This window comes from Ktedonobacter robiniae, from assembly GCF_016587375.1.
GTDB lineage: Bacteria > Chloroflexota > Ktedonobacteria > Ktedonobacterales > Ktedonobacteraceae > Ktedonobacter > Ktedonobacter robiniae.
Genome location: NZ_BNJG01000002.1, coordinates 1,245,703 through 1,266,107 on the forward strand (window position 1 = coordinate 1,245,703; position 20,405 = coordinate 1,266,107).

22 protein-coding genes are annotated in these 20,405 nt (G+C 52.9%); 13 read left to right on the forward strand and 9 right to left on the reverse strand.

The genetic code is table 11. From position 1 onward, the window contains the following. Positions 1-165 precede the first annotated feature (165 nt). Positions 166-600: a pyridoxamine 5'-phosphate oxidase family protein gene (locus JMJ04_RS26040; protein ID WP_201373338.1), complete on the forward strand. Its 435-nt coding sequence runs from the start codon at positions 166-168 to the stop codon at positions 598-600. Positions 601-780: 180 nt separating this feature from the next. Here JMJ04_RS26040 and nagB read toward each other — a convergent pair whose 3' ends face one another. Next, positions 781-1,557, reverse strand: a complete 777-nt coding sequence (gene nagB / locus JMJ04_RS26045; protein WP_236038403.1) for a glucosamine-6-phosphate deaminase — start codon at positions 1,555-1,557, stop codon at positions 781-783. Positions 1,558-2,173: 616 nt separating this feature from the next. Here nagB and JMJ04_RS26050 point away from each other — a divergent pair. Next, a complete protein-coding gene (locus JMJ04_RS26050; RefSeq protein WP_201373339.1) occupies positions 2,174-2,782 on the forward strand; it encodes an IS607 family transposase in 609 nt (202 codons plus the stop codon). Beyond that, complete coding sequence (locus JMJ04_RS26055) at positions 2,751-4,208, forward strand: RNA-guided endonuclease InsQ/TnpB family protein (protein ID WP_236038489.1); 1,458 nt, start codon at positions 2,751-2,753, stop codon at positions 4,206-4,208. The genes JMJ04_RS26050 and JMJ04_RS26055 overlap by 32 nt, the downstream gene beginning before the upstream one ends. 127 nt (positions 4,209-4,335) lie before the next feature. Here JMJ04_RS26055 and JMJ04_RS26060 read toward each other — a convergent pair whose 3' ends face one another. Next, entirely contained in the window at positions 4,336-4,830 is a 495-nt protein-coding gene (locus JMJ04_RS26060) for a GNAT family N-acetyltransferase (protein ID WP_201373341.1), read from the reverse strand. 574 nt (positions 4,831-5,404) lie between these two features. Here JMJ04_RS26060 and JMJ04_RS26065 point away from each other — a divergent pair. After that, positions 5,405-5,956, forward strand: a complete 552-nt coding sequence (locus JMJ04_RS26065; RefSeq protein ID WP_201373342.1) for a dihydrofolate reductase family protein — start codon at positions 5,405-5,407, stop codon at positions 5,954-5,956. Between the two features lie 134 nt (positions 5,957-6,090). Here JMJ04_RS26065 and JMJ04_RS26070 read toward each other — a convergent pair whose 3' ends face one another. Further along, the gene (locus JMJ04_RS26070) at positions 6,091-6,687 is read right to left on the reverse strand and encodes a dihydrofolate reductase family protein (protein ID WP_236038405.1); all 597 of its coding nucleotides are present in this window, start codon (positions 6,685-6,687) and stop codon (positions 6,091-6,093) included. 453 nt (positions 6,688-7,140) lie between these two features. Between JMJ04_RS26070 and JMJ04_RS26075 the strand changes: the two genes are divergently transcribed. Together JMJ04_RS26075 and JMJ04_RS26080 are read left to right on the forward strand one after the other, a co-directional pair. Continuing rightward, positions 7,141-8,982 carry a PAS domain-containing sensor histidine kinase gene (locus JMJ04_RS26075; RefSeq protein ID WP_201373343.1) on the forward strand — a complete coding sequence of 614 codons (1,842 nt, stop codon included), beginning with the start codon at positions 7,141-7,143 and terminating at the stop codon, positions 8,980-8,982. A 133-nt stretch (positions 8,983-9,115) separates the two neighbouring features. Further along, on the forward strand, positions 9,116-10,360 hold the full coding sequence (locus JMJ04_RS26080) for an MFS transporter (protein ID WP_201373344.1): 1,245 nt from the start codon (positions 9,116-9,118) through the stop codon (positions 10,358-10,360). 222 nt (positions 10,361-10,582) lie between these two features. On the opposite strand, the gene JMJ04_RS26085 is transcribed toward JMJ04_RS26080, so the two are convergent. Both JMJ04_RS26085 and JMJ04_RS26090 read right to left on the reverse strand, forming a co-directional pair. Further along, entirely contained in the window at positions 10,583-11,497 is a 915-nt protein-coding gene (locus JMJ04_RS26085) for a DMT family transporter (RefSeq protein ID WP_201373345.1), read from the reverse strand. 462 nt (positions 11,498-11,959) lie between these two features. After that, the gene (locus JMJ04_RS26090) at positions 11,960-12,535 is read right to left on the reverse strand and encodes a TetR/AcrR family transcriptional regulator (protein WP_201373346.1); all 576 of its coding nucleotides are present in this window, start codon (positions 12,533-12,535) and stop codon (positions 11,960-11,962) included. Between the two features lie 187 nt (positions 12,536-12,722). Between JMJ04_RS26090 and JMJ04_RS26095 the strand changes: the two genes are divergently transcribed. From JMJ04_RS26095 to JMJ04_RS26105, 3 genes are all read left to right on the forward strand, one after another. Continuing rightward, positions 12,723-13,094: a DoxX family protein gene (locus JMJ04_RS26095; protein ID WP_201373347.1), complete on the forward strand. Its 372-nt coding sequence runs from the start codon at positions 12,723-12,725 to the stop codon at positions 13,092-13,094. A gap of 111 nt (positions 13,095-13,205) precedes the next feature. Then, the gene (locus JMJ04_RS26100) at positions 13,206-13,751 is read left to right on the forward strand and encodes a DUF6036 family nucleotidyltransferase (protein ID WP_201373348.1); all 546 of its coding nucleotides are present in this window, start codon (positions 13,206-13,208) and stop codon (positions 13,749-13,751) included. A 172-nt stretch (positions 13,752-13,923) separates the two neighbouring features. After that, positions 13,924-14,358, forward strand: coding sequence for a hypothetical protein (locus JMJ04_RS26105; RefSeq protein WP_201373349.1), 435 nt, complete (start codon positions 13,924-13,926; stop codon positions 14,356-14,358). 68 nt (positions 14,359-14,426) lie between these two features. Here JMJ04_RS26105 and JMJ04_RS26110 read toward each other — a convergent pair whose 3' ends face one another. Further along, on the reverse strand, positions 14,427-15,008 hold the full coding sequence (locus tag JMJ04_RS26110; RefSeq protein WP_201373350.1) for a TetR/AcrR family transcriptional regulator: 582 nt from the start codon (positions 15,006-15,008) through the stop codon (positions 14,427-14,429). Positions 15,009-15,171: 163 nt separating this feature from the next. On the opposite strand from JMJ04_RS26110, the gene JMJ04_RS26115 reads away from it, so the two are divergent. Beyond that, positions 15,172-15,789: an SDR family oxidoreductase gene (locus tag JMJ04_RS26115; RefSeq protein WP_201373351.1), complete on the forward strand. Its 618-nt coding sequence runs from the start codon at positions 15,172-15,174 to the stop codon at positions 15,787-15,789. Next, entirely contained in the window at positions 15,723-15,890 is a 168-nt protein-coding gene (locus JMJ04_RS48875; protein ID WP_201374491.1) for an SDR family oxidoreductase, read from the forward strand. Before JMJ04_RS26115 ends, JMJ04_RS48875 begins: the two co-directional genes overlap by 67 nt. Here the strand turns inward: JMJ04_RS48875 and JMJ04_RS26125 are convergent. Together JMJ04_RS26125 and JMJ04_RS26130 are read right to left on the reverse strand one after the other, a co-directional pair. Then, positions 15,887-17,383 carry a sensor histidine kinase gene (locus JMJ04_RS26125; RefSeq protein WP_201373352.1) on the reverse strand — a complete coding sequence of 499 codons (1,497 nt, stop codon included), beginning with the start codon at positions 17,381-17,383 and terminating at the stop codon, positions 15,887-15,889. The two genes, JMJ04_RS48875 and JMJ04_RS26125, sit on opposite strands and share 4 nt — an antisense overlap. Beyond that, a complete protein-coding gene (locus JMJ04_RS26130) occupies positions 17,380-18,072 on the reverse strand; it encodes a response regulator transcription factor (protein WP_201373353.1) in 693 nt (230 codons plus the stop codon). Before JMJ04_RS26130 ends, JMJ04_RS26125 begins: the two co-directional genes overlap by 4 nt. A gap of 487 nt (positions 18,073-18,559) precedes the next feature. On the opposite strand from JMJ04_RS26130, the gene JMJ04_RS26135 reads away from it, so the two are divergent. Then, positions 18,560-18,961, forward strand: coding sequence for a hypothetical protein (locus tag JMJ04_RS26135; RefSeq protein WP_201373354.1), 402 nt, complete (start codon positions 18,560-18,562; stop codon positions 18,959-18,961). A gap of 4 nt (positions 18,962-18,965) precedes the next feature. Beyond that, the gene (locus tag JMJ04_RS26140; protein WP_201373355.1) at positions 18,966-19,307 is read left to right on the forward strand and encodes a hypothetical protein; all 342 of its coding nucleotides are present in this window, start codon (positions 18,966-18,968) and stop codon (positions 19,305-19,307) included. 99 nt (positions 19,308-19,406) lie between these two features. Here JMJ04_RS26140 and JMJ04_RS26145 read toward each other — a convergent pair whose 3' ends face one another. Next, entirely contained in the window at positions 19,407-20,384 is a 978-nt protein-coding gene (locus tag JMJ04_RS26145; RefSeq protein WP_201373356.1) for a universal stress protein, read from the reverse strand. Positions 20,385-20,405: the final 21 nt, after the last annotated feature.

Sequence of the window (20,405 nt, forward strand, 5' to 3'; positions counted from 1 at the left end):
ATGTTGTCTACACAACGATCTGGTCTGTTTGCTGATTGCCGAAAGCCGTGATTTCTCTTACACTTCCAACAGTACAACAGTGTAGTATACACTAAACTGTTGCTTATACAACAATGTTGCATATTCGATGAGCACTGTTGAAAGAGGAAAAGGAGAGAGAGATCGATGACAAATATGCTTTCCAATGAGGCCAGGGAATTTCTCCGTGAAGACCATGTAGCAGTGGTCAGTACTTTAAACAAAGATGGGAGTTCCCACGTCACCACAATCTGGTATCTGCTGGCAGATGATGGGACACTGGTCATAACTACCCCGGGCCGCAGCCAAAAAATCAAGAATCTGCGTCGTGATCCTCGCATCGCGCTTTGTGTGGGAGGTGCGGGTCGCTCTGTCAGCCTCTATGGACGCGTTTCCATCATCGAAGATCAGACGCTCGTCCGGCAGGATCTCGAACGCCTGATAGAACGCTATGTGAAAGAGGCAGGCATACGACCGCAAGTAGTAACGAACTTACTCCAGCGAGCTCCTGTGGCTCTGCATTTCCTACCAGAAAAGGTCACCGAGTTTTCCGCTATGAGCGCCGGGAGTATACTGAGCTAATAAAGTATTGCTCCGTGTGCCTGGCAGGGTCAATTACTGCACCGTCTTCTTCAGGCCTGGCTCCTGCTCCAGCCGACGCTACTGAAGTACGCGTCTACATATCAAGGACGAGATGCCCCGTACCTGAATATGTAGACGCGTACTTCAGTAGCGTCATGCCCCCGCACAGATGAAAAACCCTTACACAGATTTGATATGTTTTGCCGCAGCAGGGTCCAGATATATCGTTACATTGCTATGTGAGCGGAGATATGTTGCGGGAACATTCGCACTGACGGGGCCATTGATCGCTTGTTGGACAGTATGCGCCTTCTTGCTCCCTGAAGCGATTAAGATAATTCTCTGGGCCTCCAAGATGGTCGCAACTCCCATCGTAATAGCTTCACTTGGAGTGTTCTTTTCGCCACCAAATTCGGCGGCAGCGTTCTGCCGAGTGATCGGATCAAGCGTTACCAATCGCGTGCGCGTATCCACGTCTGATCCAGGCTCGTTAAACCCAATGTGGCCATTCTCACCTATCCCCAGAAGCTGCAAGTTTATCCCTCCTGCCTGCTGAATTTTTTCCTCATATTCAGCGCAATAGTTTGCTATGTCCTTTCGGGAGAGTGTACCATCGGGAATGTGGATATGAGCAGGATGTATGTCAATGTGATCAAAGAGATTTGCACGCATAAAGTGATGATAACTTTGGGGAGAATGAGTGTTCATAGGATAGTATTCATCAAGATTGAAGGTAATGACCCGTGAAAAATCCAATGCTTTCTCGCGAGCGATGCGAATAAACTCATGATAGAGTAAGATCGGTGTTTTTCCCGTAGCTAAACCAAGCACGGTAGGTAAATCTGCGGCATTGCGCGTCTGAATCAAGTTGGCAATTTCTGCCGCTGCCATGCGCGCAATAGCCCTGTCGCTTTCTGCGATCACAACCTCTGGTTTTTTCTGAGTTACTATATGCATACTTCCTGACCTCTATAAAGCTTAGTTGCGCTTATAGGTATAGATGTCTATACCTATTGTTCTCTCATTTGAGACGTCTCATAAGAATATGAAGTAACATTTTCAGGCAGAGTTAGGGGACAATTCCCAACGCAGAAAAACCAGCAAACGGGGAGTCAATCGTTCTACCCAGTCTATGCCAGCATCTCCAAACCTTTCCTGGAAAGCAAAAAGGCCTTTCCTTCTCTGCTTCCAGAGTAGGATGCCAGCTCAACGACCGCATCGACAACATCTTCGGCTGTTGGCGACGATCCCAGACCCTTGACGAAGTCCTCGACGGAAATACGCGGACTCACGGATGATAGTAGAATCGCTCAACCCATTTGCACTGGTAAAGCGTGTCACTTATGGCCCGCATCTAAGCCTGTCTAGCTTCTGCTTGCTTCATACCTTATCGTGAAGGTCTGTGCCACACATGTTCGCGCAGACCAAAATCAACATCGATATAACCGAGCTTCTGATAGACGCTTTTGCCCATATTTGAAGCCCATATCCAGGTATCCATTTTGTATAAGCAACCATCACAAAGTATCATCATCTCTTGCATATCTCAAGCAGATAGAGTAAACTTGGATGTATGAAGTTATCGAGTTATGCCAAGAAGATTGGGATCAGTTATAACAGCGCCTGGCGTATGTGGAAACGCGGCCAGATTCCCGGCTATCAATTGCCCACCGGCACCGTGATCATTGATCCGCCGGAGCTTCGCTCGGTTCCGGTCCACGCCGTCGCTGTGTATGCTCGTGTTTCAAGCAGCGAAAACAAAGACAACCTGGAAAGGCAAGCCGAGCGGCTGGTGACCTGGTGCAATGCCCAAGGCTGGTCGGTCAGCAAAGTCGTCAAAGAGTGCGGCAGTGGCATCAACGATCAGCGGCCCAAGTTTCTGGCGCTGCTGGCAGATCCCAAAATCGGGCAGATCGTGGTTGAACACAAAGATCGCGCTTCTCGCTTTGGCGTGGCCTATATTCAGACCTTGTTGGCTATGCAAGGACGGAAACTGGTCATCGTCAACACAGCTGATACCGCCGAAGATGATCTCATGGGCGATTTTATCAGCATCATTACCTCGTTTTGCGCTCGTCTTTATGGTCGCAGACGAGCCAAACGCAAGACGGAACAAGTGCTAGCGGCTTTGCAGCAGAATGGACCCGCCCGTGAGCAAGAAGCCCCAAAAAGCCTCGCTTGATGAGAAAAAAAAGCGCAAGCGCAAAAAGAAGACGAAGCAGACCATCACTCGAGCGGTGACCCATATCCCTCTCATTGAGGCCAATCCTGGCAAACTTGAGGCGCTCGATCAGCTTGTGGCGGTTTACTTGCCGCTGTGCCAACAGTACACCACCCTGTTTTGCGAGGCCGAGACAAGCCCGGACAAGTACCAAGAAACCGTCTTCAAAACCGATCTTTCCGACCGCTTGCATCGAGTGGCGATACAGCAAGCCGCAGGCATTGCCAAAAGCTTTCGCACTAATCGAGCGAACGCCTATCAGGCGTACCTGGAAGATGTGGCTGATTACGCTCAGGCCAAGGCCAAAGCTCAGGCGGAAGGCCGGATGCCCGCCTTCAAACGCCGCGAACCGACCTGGACCGAATGGGATCTCCCTGTGCTGCGTGTGCCAGTCATCCAAGCCAATGTCAACGTGGTGGTGGTCGAGAAGTCGGAGGACTCCACGTTCGACTACTGGCTGCGCGTGTCCACCTTAGATTTCGGGAATCCGCTTCGAGTCCCAGTCAAACTCGCCTCCTATCACAAACGAGCACTCGAAGGCCGCACGCTCAATGCATCCACAACACTTCACAAGCGCAATGGAGTCTGGTGGCTGACGCTCTCCTTTGACGAGGACGTTCCTCTTCAAACCAAGCCTGACGCCCCTACAGTAGGCGTCGATGTGGGCATTGCCCATTTCCTCACGACCTCCACCAATAAAGAGTATGGCAGTTTTCATGGCAAGATGGCCCGACAGCACAAGCACGATCGGGAAAAGCGTCGCCGCAAGGCGAAACTGCGAGCCTGTCTGGAAAAGAAAGGCGTCCCAAAGGGCAAGCTTCCTTCGACACGTTCTGAAACGTCGCAACGCTTGAGCCGTCACGTCAAGCAAGAGATCAACCGGGCGGTCAATGAGTTGGTCAAAGATCATCCAGATGCCAGACTCATTTATGAGGACCTCAATGTGGCCTCGATGCGCTTCAAAGCAAGGGTGATGAACAGTTATCTGTATGCTTCTCACCTGGGGCATATCCCAGAGCAGCTGGCCTGGGCCGCCGCCAAACAGGGCATGGCAGCCCACACGGTCCGAGCCGCCTATTCCTCTCAGGAATGCCCCCGCTGCCATTATGTCGATCGCGCTAATCGGCCGAACCAGAAAACCTTCAAGTGCCTGGTCTGTGGTTACGCAGACCAGGCCGACCGCAAAGCCGCACAGACGCTCGCGGGACGCTGGGGGGATCGGAAACTGGCGGCATGTCGCTCGACCTCGGAGGTCAAGGCGCTCCTCATGACGCGGCATGAAGCGTGGAAACAGCAGAATCAGCAGAGGATCCAGGATGCCGGGCCTCCCGTCCAGTTGAGCTTCTGGGATCCCCCAGAGATGTTCCTGGAATCATCTCACGAGTGAACATCTCTCAGTAGAGAGGGGTGCATAGGATGCTCGTAGTGCATCCTCCCGCCTAGTCCGCTGTTTGGTAAACAGGCGTAGGTTAAAGTGAGAAGGATAATCATTGCAATAGATGGTTATCCTTTGATCAACTATCAGCATAGCCCCGGTTACGAATCTCTTGCATCAAAGCATGCGTGATCGCGCCTCCAAACCCTCTATGGCGAAAGGCTGGTGGTGTCGATATATCATAGATTGTGGCACAGCCCCCAGCATCCAACAGGGTACCAGCAGTTACTGGCATATTGTTCAGATACCCAATATAGTGCAGTGAGAAGGCGTCCAACCCATACCCATGCCGCATATAGGCATCGTAGAATATTGATAGATCTGAGCCAAAACCTGCCTCGGAGACGTAAACCCACTCTGAGAGCATCTGATCGTTGTGAACCTGTTCGATACGAAAGTTATCCGTCACAGTGGGGGCAGCGCCAAGAGATGTTAGATCGGCTAATAACCAGTTGCCACCTGGTCCGCCTGGCATTCCGCGTGCTTCCAAACGCTTGCCAAGGTCCCCTGGCTGATCGTCAGGAAACACAAACCAATCAATATGCTCAATACATTGGCCAACCTGTTCGAGCATGTCATTTATTCGCTCCTCTGTACGAGAATCTTCGAAGCTTGTGCGCAAAATGTAGTTACCAGGGGCCGGTTTGTTGCTTACGAACCAGAACGACTCCGCGTCATACATAGTTATACCGGGCAGTCCAGCAAACAAGCGCATATAAGCTATCAAGTTTTCCTGTATCTGGCGAGGTTTTTCTTTGCCTGATAAGTCCAGAGGTAACAAGGTCATAAGTGTTTCTTTCACTTGCAAAACACATTGATTTGAATAATTGTATACTATGCAAGCAAACAAGACAATCTATTGTCTTGCATCTACTACCTGGCACCTTGTCTAGTGAGTGTAGTCCTAAAATTGTAGATAAGGTAACGACTTTTTCCCGCAACAGACGATCCCACCATGCAAGAAGCTGAATTGCAGGTCTTGCGTAAAGGCTTCGCGAAAGTCCTCACCCTGGACGAAATCTTCGAACAACTCTGAAAATAAGTAGCGCTACTTACCAAGACTTTCAGCAAGATCGGAGAAGTTTTTTTCGCTGGTAGCACGTAAGATGGTAGCAAAGAAAACATTTTATGCATACTCTGGAGGTGTTATGGGAAAAGTTATTATCGGCGCTACCATCTCACTGGATGGGTTTATGAATGACCGTCATAATGATATCAGCCGCCTATATCCTGATTTTGAAGCGTTGCGAAGCACAGAGATGTTACAGGAGGAAATACGGACGACAGGCGCGGTGGTAATGGGTCGACGTTCCTACGACATGGCAGAGGGAGATTTAACGGGTTACGAGTATCAAGTGCCAATCTTCGTCCTGACGCATACCATTCCAGAAGGGGAAATTAAGGGGCAAAATGATAAGTTGACAGTGACATTCGTCACCGATGGCATTGAAAGCGCTTTTGAGCAGGCTAAAAACGCCGCGGGCGAGAAGCAAGTCACGGTGGTAGGAGGCGCGAATACTGCTCAGCAATGCCTACGAGCCGGGCTGGCCGATGAGATCCATATGGGCGTCGTCCCTGTCCTTTTTGGTGAAGGCCTACGATTTTTCGATCCTCTCGTCAATGAGCAGCTACAACTGGAGAAAATAAGAGTCTTCGAGTCTCCCACGAGAACCGATCTCTGGTTCCGCATCGTCAAGTGAACAAGCGCCACTGACGTACGCGCCTACGCGGTTGTGGCTTGATGAACGGATAGTTTAACACCTATATCCTTTCACTTCGTTGACTCCCCCAACGCCGCGAAGCGGGTAGGCGCATACATCAAGTAACGCGCCTCCTACTTCTTGACGCTATATGTGAGGTGGGTGACCCCTTTGCCGATACTTACGTGAGGGCCATCGAGTTGGACGGGGGCCACCTTGAGGTGCTCAAAGAGACGCACGCCCTCGCCCAACAGGACGGGAACTAGGTCGATGTGAATTTCGTCGAGCAGGCCAGCATTGAGGCACTGCTGCACGATAGTCGTGGAGGCAATAACAACCTTTTTGTTGCCTGCGATCTTCTGGGCCTGCTCAATGGCGCTCTCGATGCCATCTGTGACGAAGGTTACCGGCCATTCCTCCTGAACCCATTCTGGTGCGGGGCGATGCGTCACGACGACGACCGGGGCTGTTATGGGATGGTGCCCTCCCCATCCATGAGTAAGTTCGTACAATCTGCGCCCAGCCACGAGAGCCCCTGCGGTGTTGATGGCTTCATCATACATCTCGATGCTCGCCGCCGAGAGCTTGAGCGTTTGCTCTCTATCGCCAATTTTGATTGTGTAATCGGTATCGCCGCCCATCATCCAGGCAAAGAGGTGTTGGAAGTCTTCGTTTGGTCCAGCAACAAAACCATCCAGTGACATCGAGAAGCCCGTGGAGACCTTTCCCATATCTATTTCCTTTCATATTCCTCTAGCTGTAATTATCGTTATGCAAGAACATGCATATGGTAACTCAAGCAATGCTCAAGCCTCTGTTTCTCATCTCTCTAATGTTACAACACCAATTAAGAAGCACCCAGGTCTACCCAATTATGCATTTCTGCCCATCTATTCTTTCTGTCCTGGCCGTATCCGGCAAGGCTTATTATTCGGGCACCGCGCCCAACATGACCTTTCCCCAGCAAGGCGCCCCCTACTGCGATAAATTGCTTGCCTTGTATTTTTGTCTATGATATATGTGTAGTATTGTAGAGGGCATTATAAGTGTTGAGCTATTTAAAGCAGAACTAATTGATTGAAGAGTAAAAGTAGAAATGTGACCAGGAACGAACAAAAAGGATCTTTGCTCTTGCTGTAGGGAAAGGATAGCCCTGGCTTTGCAGGTTAAAAGGGGCTGGCATTATGGGTCAGGAGCCGCAAATTGATAATATCTCGGCGAGAGTGAAACATATTGTAAAATATCGCGAAGTTGTCAATTATGGCACCCGGTTTGGCCTTATTGTCATGACACGCGATGGCCGCTTCCTGGAAGTGAATCACGCCATTTTAGAAGACACCGGCATGAGCCTGAATGATCTTGTAGGTAAATATGTTGTGGAGATGCCCTGGTGGTCGCACTCCCTCGAAACGCGACTCCAGATCCGCGAGGTCATGGAACGGGCTATGAGAGGCGAGACAGTACGTTTTGATATACGTGTGTTCCCTCGTTCCGATTTTTACCGCGATGTCGATGTAACGATCATGCCATTTCTTGATAGCACAAGGCAGGGTGAGTATCTTATCTGGACCGGGTTTGACGTGACCGAGCGCAAACGCTTAGAGGATGAAAAGCATTTTTTGATCGACGCCATTCCAACCATTATCTGGACCGCTCGACCCGATGGTTATATTGATTACTTGAATAAACAGTGGAGTAATTATACCCTGACATCGATTGAACAATCGCGTGGGGACGGCTGGAGTGAGTGTGTGCATCCCGATGATCGCCAGAAGGCGCTGGCAAATTGGTACAATATGGTTCATACGGGAGAACCCGGCGAGAATGAGTATCGCTTACGGAATGGGATTACCGGTGAATATCGCTGGTTCCTGGTTTACACTGTGCCCATACGTGATGTGCAAGGAAACATTGTTGGCTGGTGTGGCACCTGCACAGATAACCACGACAAAAAGATGACTGAGTTTGCTCTACGTATGAGACAGTTGCAATTTCGCACCCTCTTTGATGCCAACATCATTGGTATCGGTATCACTGATATTTATGGGCATGTGTGGGAAGCAAATGACGCATATTTACAGATGTTGGGGAGCACACGCGAAGATATGAATAGAGGCGAGGTGCGGTGGGACCAATTGACGGCACCAGAGTATCTTGAGCGAGATGAGAAAGCGATCCAGGAATTGCGGGAGAGTGGTACCTGCTATCCTTATGAAAAGGAGTATCAACATCCTGATGGGAAACGTGTCCCTGTGGTAGTAGGGGCAGCGTTGCTTGATAAAGAGAGTGGAAAAGCCATCAGCTTTTTTGTGGATATCACCGCACGGAAAGAGCTTGAAAAGCGTAAAGATGAGTTTATCAGCCTCGCCAGTCATGAGCTAAAGACCCCCGTTACCTCGTTGAAAATGCTGGTCCAATTCCTGCGGCGCAGAGTCCAGAGAGAGGGCGATAAACGCACAAACTATGATCTTATGCGCATGGAATTGCAGGTTGATGCCTTAAAGCGTCTCATTGACGACCTGCTGAACGTCTCAAAAATCCAGATGGGCTTGTTCAGTTATGAAGACGAAATTCTCGACCCAGACAAAGTGCTTCACGAAACCATTGAGATACTTCAACCTACGCTTTCCGACCATGTGCTCATCTTACATGGACACCTACACCACGTCCTGGTGTGCGACCCGCAACGCTTCACTCAGGTCGTGAACAACCTGGTAACAAATGCGGTAAAATACTCTCCCGAGGCCCATGAGGTGGATATCTTTCTCTCAGAAAGCGAGCGATGGGTTTGTATTAAAGTATGCGATCATGGCGTGGGTATACCAGCACCCCAACGCGAGAAGATCTTTGAGCGCTTCAACCGTGGCGCGTATGGGACAAGCGAGAAGGCCTTCCCCGGCCTGGGCATGGGCCTTTACATCACTTACGAGATCGTCACGCATTACCACGGCTCGATTACCGTCGAGAGCGAGGAGGGCAAGGGCTCCACCTTTACCGTCTGCCTCCCCTTTGCACAGCAGACCTAAAACAGGATGGCTTGACAGGAGTGGAGCGCATCTATATACTTGCCATCAAACTCCTGTTCTAATTCAATATGCAGGAAGTATTGGGTAGCAGATGGCCCGCCGTCGGGGTGCCACCGTTTGCTGGAGAGGATTCATGAAGTCAACTGTCACCAGGGAAGGGACGAATAGGGGAGGCCGCATGGCCCTCTGGCGCAACCGTGATTTTATGCTGCTGTGGAGTGGCCAGGCGTTCTCGTCCCTTGGCACGACGGTTACCCAGACCGCCTACCCGCTCCTGGTCTGGGACCTATCGCATTCAGCGGCGTTAGTTGGCCTGGTGGGCGGCCTCGGCACATTGCCCTATATCTTTCTCAGCCTGATCGTAGGCGCGTTGATTGATCGTTGGGATCGCAAACGCCTGATGATCGTCTGTGATACTGGTCGGGCCATCAATCTGGCAAGTGTGCTTGTCGTGATGTGGCTGGGACGCCTGACCGTCGCCCAGATCTGCGCCAATACGCTGATTGAAGGGACATTCTACGTCTTCTTTAACCTGGCTGAAGTCTCCTGTCTACCTCAGGTTGTCAGCAAAGAACAAATTCCGTTGGCCACGTCACAGAATGAGGCGACGACGGGTACCACAGTACTCGTCGGTCCGGCACTCGGCGGCGCCCTCTACACACTGAGCCAATCTGTGCCATTTCTGGCTGACGCGATCTCCTACGTGATCTCTGTAATCACACTGAGCTTTATCAGAGTGCCTTTTCAGGGGAAACGTCAGGAGGGTCAGCAGCGCAAACTGCTGGCCGAAATTCGTGAGGGCCTCGCCTGGCTCTGGCATCAGCCACTCATTCGCTTTATAGCCTTTCTCACAGGCGGCTGCAACTTTATCGGCGCGGGTTTACTCCCAGTTCTCCTGGTTCTAGTCAAACAGCAGCACGGCTCTTCGCTGGCCTATGGAACGATCTTGACTATTGGTGGAGTCGGGGCGATTATCGGCTCTTTGTTGGGCGCGCCAATTCAGAAGCGCTACCGCTTTGGTCCGGTCATTATTTGCCTCATCTGGTTTGAGGCTTTGTGCTTTCCGCTCTACGCCATAGCTCCTAACCCGCTCCTGCTAGGAGTAATCTCCGCGTGCCTCTTTGTGGCAGGCCCCATCTATAACGTGGTCCAGTTTAGCTATCGAATCTCGCTGATTCCCGACGAACTCCAGGGACGCGTCAACAGTGTTTTTCGCCTGCTGGCCTTTGGCTTCCAGCCGTTCGGCTTTGCCTTGACTGGTCTGTTGATCCAATGGTTTCAAGTAATTCCAGCAATTCTGTTTCTATCAGCCTGCGCATTGCTCCTGGCGATCCTGACGTCTGTCAACAAACACGTCATCCATGCCGGACGCACATAAGAAGCGTCGAAGACTGACCCCAGGCCCCACACGGCGGCGAAGCTGAGATTGCCGCCCTCTGCGAACGCCTGCGCACCTACCTTATAACACAATGAGAGTAGCCTATGTATCAGGCTACTCCTATTTCTCTTTTGTAGTCCGAAAATGGCATTCTCGGACTTTGCATAACTGATACAGCACCCGCTCATTTTTCGCGCAAAGTCCGAGGGAGCCTGCAAGTCTTTATCCTTCCTTTGTGAAAGATTTTGTTGGAACGAGCAAAATCAGCGCCATTGCTCCCAATAAGCAACCTGCACCAAGGAGGCCGAGAGACCCTAGCTCCTCCCGGAAAAGGAGCCATGCGAGGAGCGCAGCAGTTAGCGGTTCGCACATTGTCACAATACTTGCCACCGTTGCCGACAGGGACCGGATGCCCATTTGAAAGAGTCCATAGCCAAGTGCGGTTGGAATACTCCCCAGGTAGAGCAATATCAACCATCCCCACGCTGGATACACGAGCACTAAATCCGTTGCCGAAGCACAGACGAACAACATGAGCGCACCAGTCCCAAACGCCACAGCACTTATCTGGACCGGGTGATACTTGTTGGTCAGCAAGCGTCCACACAGAATGAAGCCAGCATAGCCACAAGCCGAGAGAAACGCCAGCCCTATTCCCGCGAGTGAGACCGCTTCTTTGCCTGCGAGAGAACGTGTCCCGATGAGAAGAATAGTTCCGCTTAAAGCAGCTACCAGGGCGATGAGGGTCATCAGGGTCAGGCGCTCTCGTGTTATAAGGGTAGAGCAGACAGCGATAATCACGGGAGCCGCACAAATGGCAATCAGTGTTGAGACGCCGACGCCCGCAGAAGCAATGGCCGCAATATAACAGGCCTGGGAGAGGGCGATCAAGCTTCCCATAAGCATCATTACACACAGGTCACGAGACTTGATGTGAAAGAGGCGGCGACCAAGGCGTATCCAGCCTACGAGCAAAAACAGAGGAGCGGCAATTGCCAGGCGCAAAAAAGTCAATGAGAGAGCATTGGTCGCGCCATAGGTATACATAGCCTGGTTCGCGATGCCAACCGTACCCCAGGAAATCGAGGCGCAGACGACGAGCAAGAAATCACGACGAGATGAAGGTTGCGAGAACATGAAGTATCCCTTCCTCTTGATGCACACGGAGAATCAAAAAACAAGAATGCACAGAGGGCAGGGTGAGATCGCAAGAAAAAGACACAAACTCTTCAGAGAATGTGTTAAAGAGGCGGATAAAACCGTTCTCCCTGCCCTAATGGGTGGAGAAGGGAGGAGGGGAGCACAAGGGATGGGAATAAGAAACGGTACGATCAATCATTTTAAATGCGTCCTTGTCTATGACGACACTAGAAGCAATACATTTGCTCTTCTATTTTACCAGGGTGAAGGGGAGTCATGTCAAGCATTTATCCACCCATGGGTGACGTGTTTGGATGTCTTTTTCGTTTTGGGCCGTTCCTTGACGGTCTCAGAGCGTTGATTTTGTTCGATGTAACTCTACTATTATACCATAACGAGGGCATTTAGAAGCTCTACCAGGTCCCTCCTGCATGGGCGGCGGGCCTTGCAATAGACATTCTACAAGGCAATGCCTCGGGTGATAACGGTCAGGACATGCTCGCATACCTGCTCAATTGGTAGATGACGCTCGCCACGACTCCACTCGACGGCCGCGCCGAAGATGGACCAACTCGCCACGGTGGCCGCCGTCTCGGGATCATTATGCGGCTCGCCACTGGCCTTGCGCTGCTTGATACCTCGCAGCAGCAGTTCATATAATTCTTGCTGGACCGCGCGCGCGACCAGGGGTTCAAAGGGGCGGTTCCCCTCCTCCCAACGCCGTTGTACCTCTCCCAGGAATTCAAAGATAATGTGGATAAGGACCTGGAGCGAATGACGCTCCCATTTGAAGCCTCCCGGCAGCCTCTCACCTAACATCTGCTGAAAGCGGCTATGTACCAGGGCATTGAGCAAGGCATATTTATCCTCGAAATGGGCATAGAAGGTCGCCCGGTTCACCGTGGCGCGCTCGGTAATATCCTGCACCGTGATCGTGGAGAAACTCTTTTCGCGCATGAGATCCAGAAATGCCTGCTGTAAGAGAGTACGCGTACGCTTTACACGCGGATCAAGACCTTTGGTTAGATTCCTCATGCGCCAATCCTTTCAAGCCAGAACCCATTTTTCCATGCACTGAGCTACAACATCACAACACATTTCCATGTTTGTTGCTTAGACAACAAATTCTTTTATTTGTCCCTTGATCAGGCATGGTACTATTATAAACGACACCTGTTGTTTATACAACACTCGCTTAGTTAGTATTATTAAGGAAAAGAAGATGAACATCGCGCTCTGGATTATACAGGTTATTCTCGCGCTGCTATTTATTATGATTGGCATCATGAAACTTTTTATGCCAATCGCGGGTCTGCAAAAGAGCCTGCCCTGGGTAGGTGACGTGACCTCGATTACGGTGCGCTACATCGGTACATGCGAACTTCTCGGGGGCCTGGGGCTGATCCTGCCCGCCTTTATCCATTCCATATCTGACCTGACGATTGTCGCGGCCTTCGGCCTGGCGCTTGTGATGATCTATGCTGGTATCTTCCACTTTACGCGTAAGGAATTCTCCAATATCCCCGTCAATGTCGTCCTTTTCGCTCTCACCATCTTCCTGGCCGTTGGGCGCCTGCTTCTCAGTCCGCTATAATCTATTGTAAGATAGGGATGCATGAGGCGTGAGCACGGCTGACGCCGTGCTCACGCCTCATGCATCCCTATCTTACAATGAACCAAACCAAGCCAGCGGAAAGGATCGGACATGGAGAGTCAGGAGATCGAGCTGTATTTGCAGGACCTGGGCGATGAGTTGGAGCGGCGCCGCTTCAAGGAGCCATTGCGCATCTTCCTCGTGGGGGGCGCGTTTATGCTGCTGACGATTAAGAACCGGAAGGCCACCGACGATGTGGATGTCGTGCTGCTCGATATACCCGATACAACCAATGTCACGCCTCAGGCAAAGGCCTTTCAGACGGCTGTCCGCGCCGTGGCGAGCAAGCACCATCTCAAGCGCAAATGGATGAACGACGACGTGGCCTATTTTATCAAGGATATGGCGCCCGATCCCCAGCCCACGCTCTGGCGCAAATACAATATGCTGCATGTCTATCTACCACCCAGGGAATACATCCTGGCACTCAAACTGATGGTCTTCCGCCAGAAAGATATGAATGATGTCCAGGCCTTGCTCACAGAACTCAAGGTCACGACCCGCGAACAGGCCCAGGCCATCGTCGACCGCTTCATCCCCGATCCCCGCTGGCAGGAAGAATACCTCCTCGAAGAGACGCTAGAGGCGCTATTTTGATAGGGATAGGGGGGTGTGGGCATGGATGGCGGGCTCCGCCCGCCATCCATGCCCACACCCCCCTATCCCTAAGCGCCGCAGGCGCGAAAAGTCAAACCAACCACATACAAATGGCGTATGTTACAATATTCGCAAGGGCGAAATATTGTAACATCCCATATGAGGTGAGCGAGTGAAGCTGCTGCACGAATTGCAGACGATGAGCGTATCCTATCAAGAGATCTGCGCGGGTGAAGATCCCTGGATCGCGCTGGGGAACTTCATGAATGACTTCTTTGGCAATTTCACTGAGCAGCGCTTAGAACTCGTGCAAGATCCCATTCAGCTCCCTGCGGATGCAAACCCTGAGCAGTGGCACTGGGCGGTCTTCTGCGCCGCCTCGGTCGAGTACCTCTGCCAACAGTACGCGCTCGCTTGCCCCGCCTGGGCGCTCAATCCCGCCTATACCCTTGATGAACCCTGGTACTATGCCCCTGGCGCGCACAAGGAGAACATACGAGAACGCCTGCGCCTGCGCACCCCCAGCGAGTTCACCCGCCGCAACATCTACTGCGGCAACCGCATGTTCGCCAACAAATACGAACTCACCGCCCAGCACCGCGCATAACATCATGGTGTAAGGGTATGTGTGGCCGGGCTAGCAAAGCTAGCCCGGCCACACATACCCTTACACCATTACTTCAAAACGAAATTGATGAGCTGGCGCGCGAAATGAGCATCGAGGGGCGCATGTTGGTTGAGCAAGCGATACCACATTGGGCCGTAGATCATATCCAGGAGGAAATCCAGGTCGGCATCGGGCGGCAGATCCCCTTGCTGTATGCCTCGCTCCAGGAGAGTCTTGAGGGCCTTGCGGCGAGCCTCTATGAAGGTCTGACGAAACTCCTTCCCAAACTCAGCGTCGAATTGTGCCTCGGCCATCAGGCTGCGAACCGTCTTCTCCATCCCCTCGTTCAGGCTGCGAAAGGTATTCTCGATAAAAGCTAGCACATCTTCACGCACAGTGCCAAGATTGGGAAGCGGAACATCTAACGCAGCCCGGGTGGCGAAGGCCTCGAAAACCACTGCCCCCTTTGAAGGCCACCAGCGATAGATGGTCTGCTTTCCCACGCCCGCCAGGGCAGCGATAGCCTCGACCGTCAAGGCTTTATATCCATCGCGCTCCAGCAAGTCGAGCGCCGCCTGCAAAATTGCTTCGTGTGACTCCTTACTCCGCCGACGCACAGGCGCTTTCGATTCTTTTCCTGGCTCTTCCATACGTTTGTCCCCTCTTTTCAATTTGCGATACAATCCCCTTGACGAGACGCAACGTCTCGCTATATAATACCAACAAGACGCAACGTCTCGTTCCATTGTAGTAAATTGTAAATGGGAAAGCAAGCTCATAATACTAGCATTTCGAATATAGAAGGGATCACATATGAACCTCGATCAGCAGCGGATTATTATTCTTGGTGGCACCTCGGGTGTTGGACTGGCAACAGCGCAGATGCTCGCGCAGGCGGGCGCGCAGGTTATCATTGGCGGACGCCAGGCGGAGAAGGTACAACAAGCCATGGCGGTCGCTGGCAGTAATGTGACTGGAGAGGCAATCGATGCTACAGATGCGGAGCAGCTTCGAACCTTCTTCAAGCGTGTGGGCACGTTTGATCACCTGGTGCTCACGCTAAGCGGTGGCAAGGGCGGCGGCGCCTTCGCCTCACTTGACTTGAACGAGCTTCGCGAGGGTTTCGCGGCCAAGTTCTGGCCACAGGTCCAGGCGGCCCAGCTTGGGCTGGAGACGCTGCGCAGAGATGGCTCGCTCACCTTTGTCACGGCCATTTCGGCTCGCTCGTCCATGCCTGGGGTCGCGGGCCTCGCGGCGATCAATGGCGCCCTGGAGGCCATGATCGCGCCACTCGCCGCCGAGCTTAAACCCTTGCGCGTCAACGCGGTCTCCCCCGGCGTCATCGCTACCCCTGGTGGGATAACCTGCCCGAGAACCAGCGCCAGGCGCTCTTCGACCAATCAGCCACCACGTCGGCTGTTGGACGCGTAGGCCAACCCGAGGATGTGGCCCATGCTATCACCTTCCTGCTCAGCAACGGCTTCACAACTGGCTCCATCATTGAATGCGATGGCGGCCTGCGCCTGGGCTAGCATATACACGGGAAGCGGCCCGACTCCCCCGTCTCCTTCAACGGCAGGCGAACTTCAAAGAGTGAGCCTGCCCCAATCGTGCTCTGGACGCGTATCTCCCCTCCATGGCTGTGGGCGATCCACTGGGCAATAGAGAGGCCGAGGCCCGTGCCACCGGGTTGGGTGTCCTCGGGTTGGGCCTCTCCCTGCCTGCGTGTGCGCGCTTTATCCACTCGGTAAAAGCGATCAAACAGGTAGGGGAGGTGGTTGTCCGCTATACCAGGACCATCGTCCTGGATGCGAATAATACCCCAGGATTTTTCAACCGTTAGCTCTACGCAGACATGTTTCCCCACGCCACTGGTATACTTGATAGCGTTCTCCACCAGGTTCATGAGCATCCGGCTCAAATGCTGGGCATCTCCCTCGATCAGAAGTTCGGGTAATTCACCCGTGGCCAGGCTTATCTGATGCTGCTGCGCCAGGGGCAACAGGCGCTCAACGCTGGCAAGGGCGATATCACTCAAATCGACCTCTTCCTTGTGCAAAGTAAACTGGCCCGTGTCCGCCCGCGCCAGGAGGAGCAGGCTGTTGACGATAGTCGTCATCTGCTCATTCTCGACCTGGATACGCTCCAGCGTCTCACGGTAGTTCTCGGGGGTTTGTGATTGCGTTAATGCTTGATTGATCTCCAGGTTGATAATGGTGAGCGGCGTGCGCAGTTCATGGCTGGCGTCTGCGGCAAACTGGTTCTGGCGTTTGAACGCAGCCTCCAGGCGCGCTAACATCTGGTCAAAGGTCGCGGCCAGCTCACCAAATTCATCTTTGCGCCGGAGATGCAGGCGTCGGCGCAGGTCGGTCGCATTGATCTCGTTGGCGGTACGCGTGATCATCTTGACTGGCTGGAGAGCCTTGCCAGCCAGCCAGTATCCTCCTATGGCCGCGACCAGCAGCCCCATGGCGGCATGGAAGAGCCAGATGGACAATAACTGCACAGGATATGCTTTTGCCTGGCCCACCATGAGCGTCGCGACCCGCGCATCCTGCTCCAGAAGAGGCGTGACCAGGAAGCGATAAGTACTGTTTGCTCCTCGCCAGTTTGATGAATGCTGCGACTGAGAGATGGTTATATCAAATAATGCCTGGTTGCTATCAGCACGTTCCTGAAGCTGCTGTATACTGTCAGCCGGGAGTGTTCCTCGCGCGTCCAGAACTGTGTGATCCGGTCGTAGCAGGAGCACGACCTCATTTTGGGAGAGAGAGAATCGCTGTGAAGAAGGAGCGGCTTTCTGCAAGAGGGCCTGTTTATAGGTATCGCGCAGGTGCTGCGTGTCCTGGTATAGCTGCGTCTCCAGCTTGCTTTCAGCCGCATCAGGACTCAGAAATGTCTGGGTCGCATACAAGCTACCACCAAAAAGGAAGAGGATGAAGGCAATAATGGCCAGGTACCACAGCGTCAGGCGCACACGCACGCTGGAGAGAAAGGACACGCGGGCAGGTTGGCGTTTTTTCATTGCGCTTCCTGCTTGCTGTCCGGCGACGAGAGGCAGTAGCCCACGCCGCGAATAGTTGTCAGGAGCTTCGTAGTAAAGGGGGCATCGATCTTGCGGCGCAGCCTGCGCACATAGACATCAATGACATTCGAGCTGCACTCAAAATCATAGTTCCAGATATGCTGTTCAATCATATCTCGCGTTACTACCTGTCCGGGATGATACATGAAGTATTCCAGTAATGCGTACTCCCTGGGTGTAAGTTCAATGGCCTCCCCTTCGCGTTCCACGGTATGCGTAGCCGGGTCAACAACAAGACTTCCTATCTCCAGGCGCGCGCTTTTGTAGGGCTGCTGACGTCTCAACAAAGCTCGCAAACGCGCCAGCAATTCATTCATGGCGAAGGGCTTGACCAGGTAATCATCGGCGCCACAATCCAAACCCCGCACACGGTCATCGATGCTATCGCGCGCGGTCAGGAGCAAAATGGGCGTTTGCACACGGCGCCGGCGCAGCTCACGACATACCTCCAGGCCATCCTTCTTGGGCAAAAGGATATCCAGGATGATCAGGTCATAGGGAGCTAGCTCGGCCAGGTCCTGCCCCTCCTGGCCATCATAGGCTGCATCCACGCTATATCTCTCATTGACGAGATTCGTCTTCAATGATTCGCTGAGGCGGTAATTATCTTCTATCACAAGAATACGCATCGTAACCTTCCATCCAATAGGCGCCCCATTTATAGTTCCGCTGGCAAATTTTGTCAAACGGTCCGAACACGTTTTCAAGAGGTGCCCCAATTGTTGGTAGGGACCCGATTTATGGCGTCCAAGCGCCATTTATGGCCTGTCGGCGAGCCGTGCTTTTGTGATGTGGCAAGTGCATGGTGACATGAAAGGTCTTTTTCAGCATCTTTCGGGCTGCGCCCACAGGCCATAAATGGCGCTTGGACGCGGTAAACCGGGTCCCTACCGATCTTTAAAGCCTCTGGATACCTTTTCGCGCTCGGAAACTTGTCCGGACAAAATTTTAGTGAGCGCGCAGGCGCGAGAAGTCACATGCCCATCAGGTTCAATTATCGCATATATACATGACAAAACGATGACAAAAAAAGGCGCGAAAGTTCACGCCGCTGTCATTCAAGCTGAGTACACTATGGCTACCACTAAAGACGGTATATGAAAGGAGTCTTCTTAAATGATTGCGGTACAAATTACACGCTGGGTAGCCAGTATCATTGGTCTGGGGGCGCTCTTACTGGGCCTGGCCTTCTGGCTCTTCCATATCGATCTGCTTAATGTACACATGCTGTTTGGATTTATCGTGACACTCTCGCTGCTGGGCCTGGGCATCGCCATGCTCTTCTCCCGAGGTCTACGCCTGCTAGGCATAATCAGTATCATCTATGCACCGATCCTGCCGATCTTTGGCATGACTCAGGACAGGCTGCTTATCGGCGACCTTCACTGGCTTATTCGCGTCGCGCATATGCTCGTTGGCATCGGTGCCCTCGTGCTCATCGGCCTTATTGGCGCACGCTATCGAGCCCTTAAGCGCAACCCGACCCTGAAGGCGTCTCTCTCTTCCGAGAAAGGATAGCTGCATGTGGCAAACCATCTGTCTTTGCCCCCCTACAATGCCTGAGAGTGAGCGACTACGTTTTCTTAACCTCTATGGACAATTTGTCCACCCACCCCAGGAGTTTAACGAGGTAGACCTGGGGCTGGCGTTTCTCTCGCATCTCACGCCCGCCGAGGCCCTGACGGTCCTTCAGGAGCGCCAGAATCTCATTGAGCGCTCTCAGGAGTGGCTAAGCATACACAAGCAGAATGATGATGGAGAATTGCTAAACCTGCTCATTCAAGATCACACATATACCTTGTTAGAGGCCGAGCACAGCTGGCTAGAAGGCGCTGTTCGCCGCTTGCGTAGCGCTGCCACGTAGATAGTCCGACGCTGCTAAAGCACGCGTCTACATATGACGCGCATATGTAGACGCGTGCTTTAGCAGCGTCGTCCCAGCCTCGGGCATAGACTCCAGTTTTTATGGTGCCTCCTGCTGGTACTTTGCTTTGCTTGCCTGCGTGACATGCTCCATGTCGACGGGCTGGGGACGCACAATCAGTAGGGGCTGGCTTGAGGCTTGCAGGACATCCTCGGTGATGCTCCCCTGGCGTAGGCGTGGCAGGCCCTCGCGTCCATGCGTCGCCATGGCGATAATCTCACGTTGCGTGTCATAACAGGAGGCGGCGAGAATCTTCTGCCAGAGCGGCTCGCCGGGCCTGTAGGTGACAATGGAGGAGACGATCTTCAACCCATATTGCTTGAGATCGCCAGTCTGGAAGCGCTCCTGACAGGCTTTCAGGTAGATCGCCGCCTCCTCTTGCGCCTCTCCGGGCTCTTCTGTAGCTGAGGAAACCTTAACCGCGTACATGAGATGTATACGTCCAGGCTCAGGCTGAGCAAGGGCCTGCGCAAGTTCAGCGGCGGGCTGAAGCACGGTCTCTGCATAGGGCGAGCCATCGAGGGCACATAGAATTCCTGGTGCCTCTCCCTGCCTCAGGCCCGTGAAAAATCGCTCATCTCGCACAAGCAGCACGGGGACTGGACTCTGCCGCTGAACATACTGCGCCACGCTGCCCATAAGCCAGCGCACGCCCTCCGCTCTCTCCCCATGACTACACATGACAATCAACTGAGCATCATACTCCTGAGTCTGGCGTAAAATGCAATCGCCTGGCAGCCCAACTACGACTTTGCTGCTCGCCCTCACGCCCTGGAGGCGCGAGGACGCCATGACCTGCTTCAGATATGTCTCGGCCTCCTCAAGATACATCTTGCGCGCCTCCTCCAGCACATACTCCGAGACGTCCGTATGCAGATGCATATGGAACTGCTCCGGCGTGATGACGCGCATCAGGAGTAGCGAGGCGCCCGTAGCTCGTGCCAGGCGCCCGGCAATAGCCAGTGCCTCTTCTGATCTAGCCGACCCATCAAGCGGGACAAGCATGCGCTCGATCATAACCAATTCCCCTTCATAAAC

Excerpts from the sequence above, each read along its gene's own strand:
- JMJ04_RS26040 (WP_201373338.1), top strand. The coding sequence starts at position 166 with ATGACAAATATGCTTTCCAATGAGGCCAGGGAATTTCTCCGTGAAGAC.
- nagB (WP_236038403.1), bottom strand. The coding sequence starts at position 1,557 with ATGCATATAGTAACTCAGAAAAAACCAGAGGTTGTGATCGCAGAAAGC.
- JMJ04_RS26050 (WP_201373339.1), top strand. The coding sequence starts at position 2,174 with ATGAAGTTATCGAGTTATGCCAAGAAGATTGGGATCAGTTATAACAGC.
- JMJ04_RS26060 (WP_201373341.1), bottom strand. The coding sequence starts at position 4,830 with ATGCTCGAACAGGTTGGCCAATGTATTGAGCATATTGATTGGTTTGTG.
- JMJ04_RS26065 (WP_201373342.1), top strand. The coding sequence starts at position 5,405 with ATGGGAAAAGTTATTATCGGCGCTACCATCTCACTGGATGGGTTTATG.
- JMJ04_RS26070 (WP_236038405.1), bottom strand. The coding sequence starts at position 6,687 with ATGGGAAAGGTCTCCACGGGCTTCTCGATGTCACTGGATGGTTTTGTT.
- JMJ04_RS26075 (WP_201373343.1), top strand. The coding sequence starts at position 7,141 with ATGGGTCAGGAGCCGCAAATTGATAATATCTCGGCGAGAGTGAAACAT.
- JMJ04_RS26080 (WP_201373344.1), top strand. The coding sequence starts at position 9,116 with ATGAAGTCAACTGTCACCAGGGAAGGGACGAATAGGGGAGGCCGCATG.
- JMJ04_RS26085 (WP_201373345.1), bottom strand. The coding sequence starts at position 11,497 with ATGTTCTCGCAACCTTCATCTCGTCGTGATTTCTTGCTCGTCGTCTGC.
- JMJ04_RS26090 (WP_201373346.1), bottom strand. The coding sequence starts at position 12,535 with ATGAGGAATCTAACCAAAGGTCTTGATCCGCGTGTAAAGCGTACGCGT.
- JMJ04_RS26095 (WP_201373347.1), top strand. The coding sequence starts at position 12,723 with ATGAACATCGCGCTCTGGATTATACAGGTTATTCTCGCGCTGCTATTT.
- JMJ04_RS26100 (WP_201373348.1), top strand. The coding sequence starts at position 13,206 with ATGGAGAGTCAGGAGATCGAGCTGTATTTGCAGGACCTGGGCGATGAG.
- JMJ04_RS26110 (WP_201373350.1), bottom strand. The coding sequence starts at position 15,008 with ATGGAAGAGCCAGGAAAAGAATCGAAAGCGCCTGTGCGTCGGCGGAGT.
- JMJ04_RS26115 (WP_201373351.1), top strand. The coding sequence starts at position 15,172 with ATGAACCTCGATCAGCAGCGGATTATTATTCTTGGTGGCACCTCGGGT.
- JMJ04_RS26125 (WP_201373352.1), bottom strand. The coding sequence starts at position 17,383 with ATGAAAAAACGCCAACCTGCCCGCGTGTCCTTTCTCTCCAGCGTGCGT.
- JMJ04_RS26130 (WP_201373353.1), bottom strand. The coding sequence starts at position 18,072 with ATGCGTATTCTTGTGATAGAAGATAATTACCGCCTCAGCGAATCATTG.
- JMJ04_RS26135 (WP_201373354.1), top strand. The coding sequence starts at position 18,560 with ATGATTGCGGTACAAATTACACGCTGGGTAGCCAGTATCATTGGTCTG.
- JMJ04_RS26140 (WP_201373355.1), top strand. The coding sequence starts at position 18,966 with ATGTGGCAAACCATCTGTCTTTGCCCCCCTACAATGCCTGAGAGTGAG.
- JMJ04_RS26145 (WP_201373356.1), bottom strand. The coding sequence starts at position 20,384 with ATGATCGAGCGCATGCTTGTCCCGCTTGATGGGTCGGCTAGATCAGAA.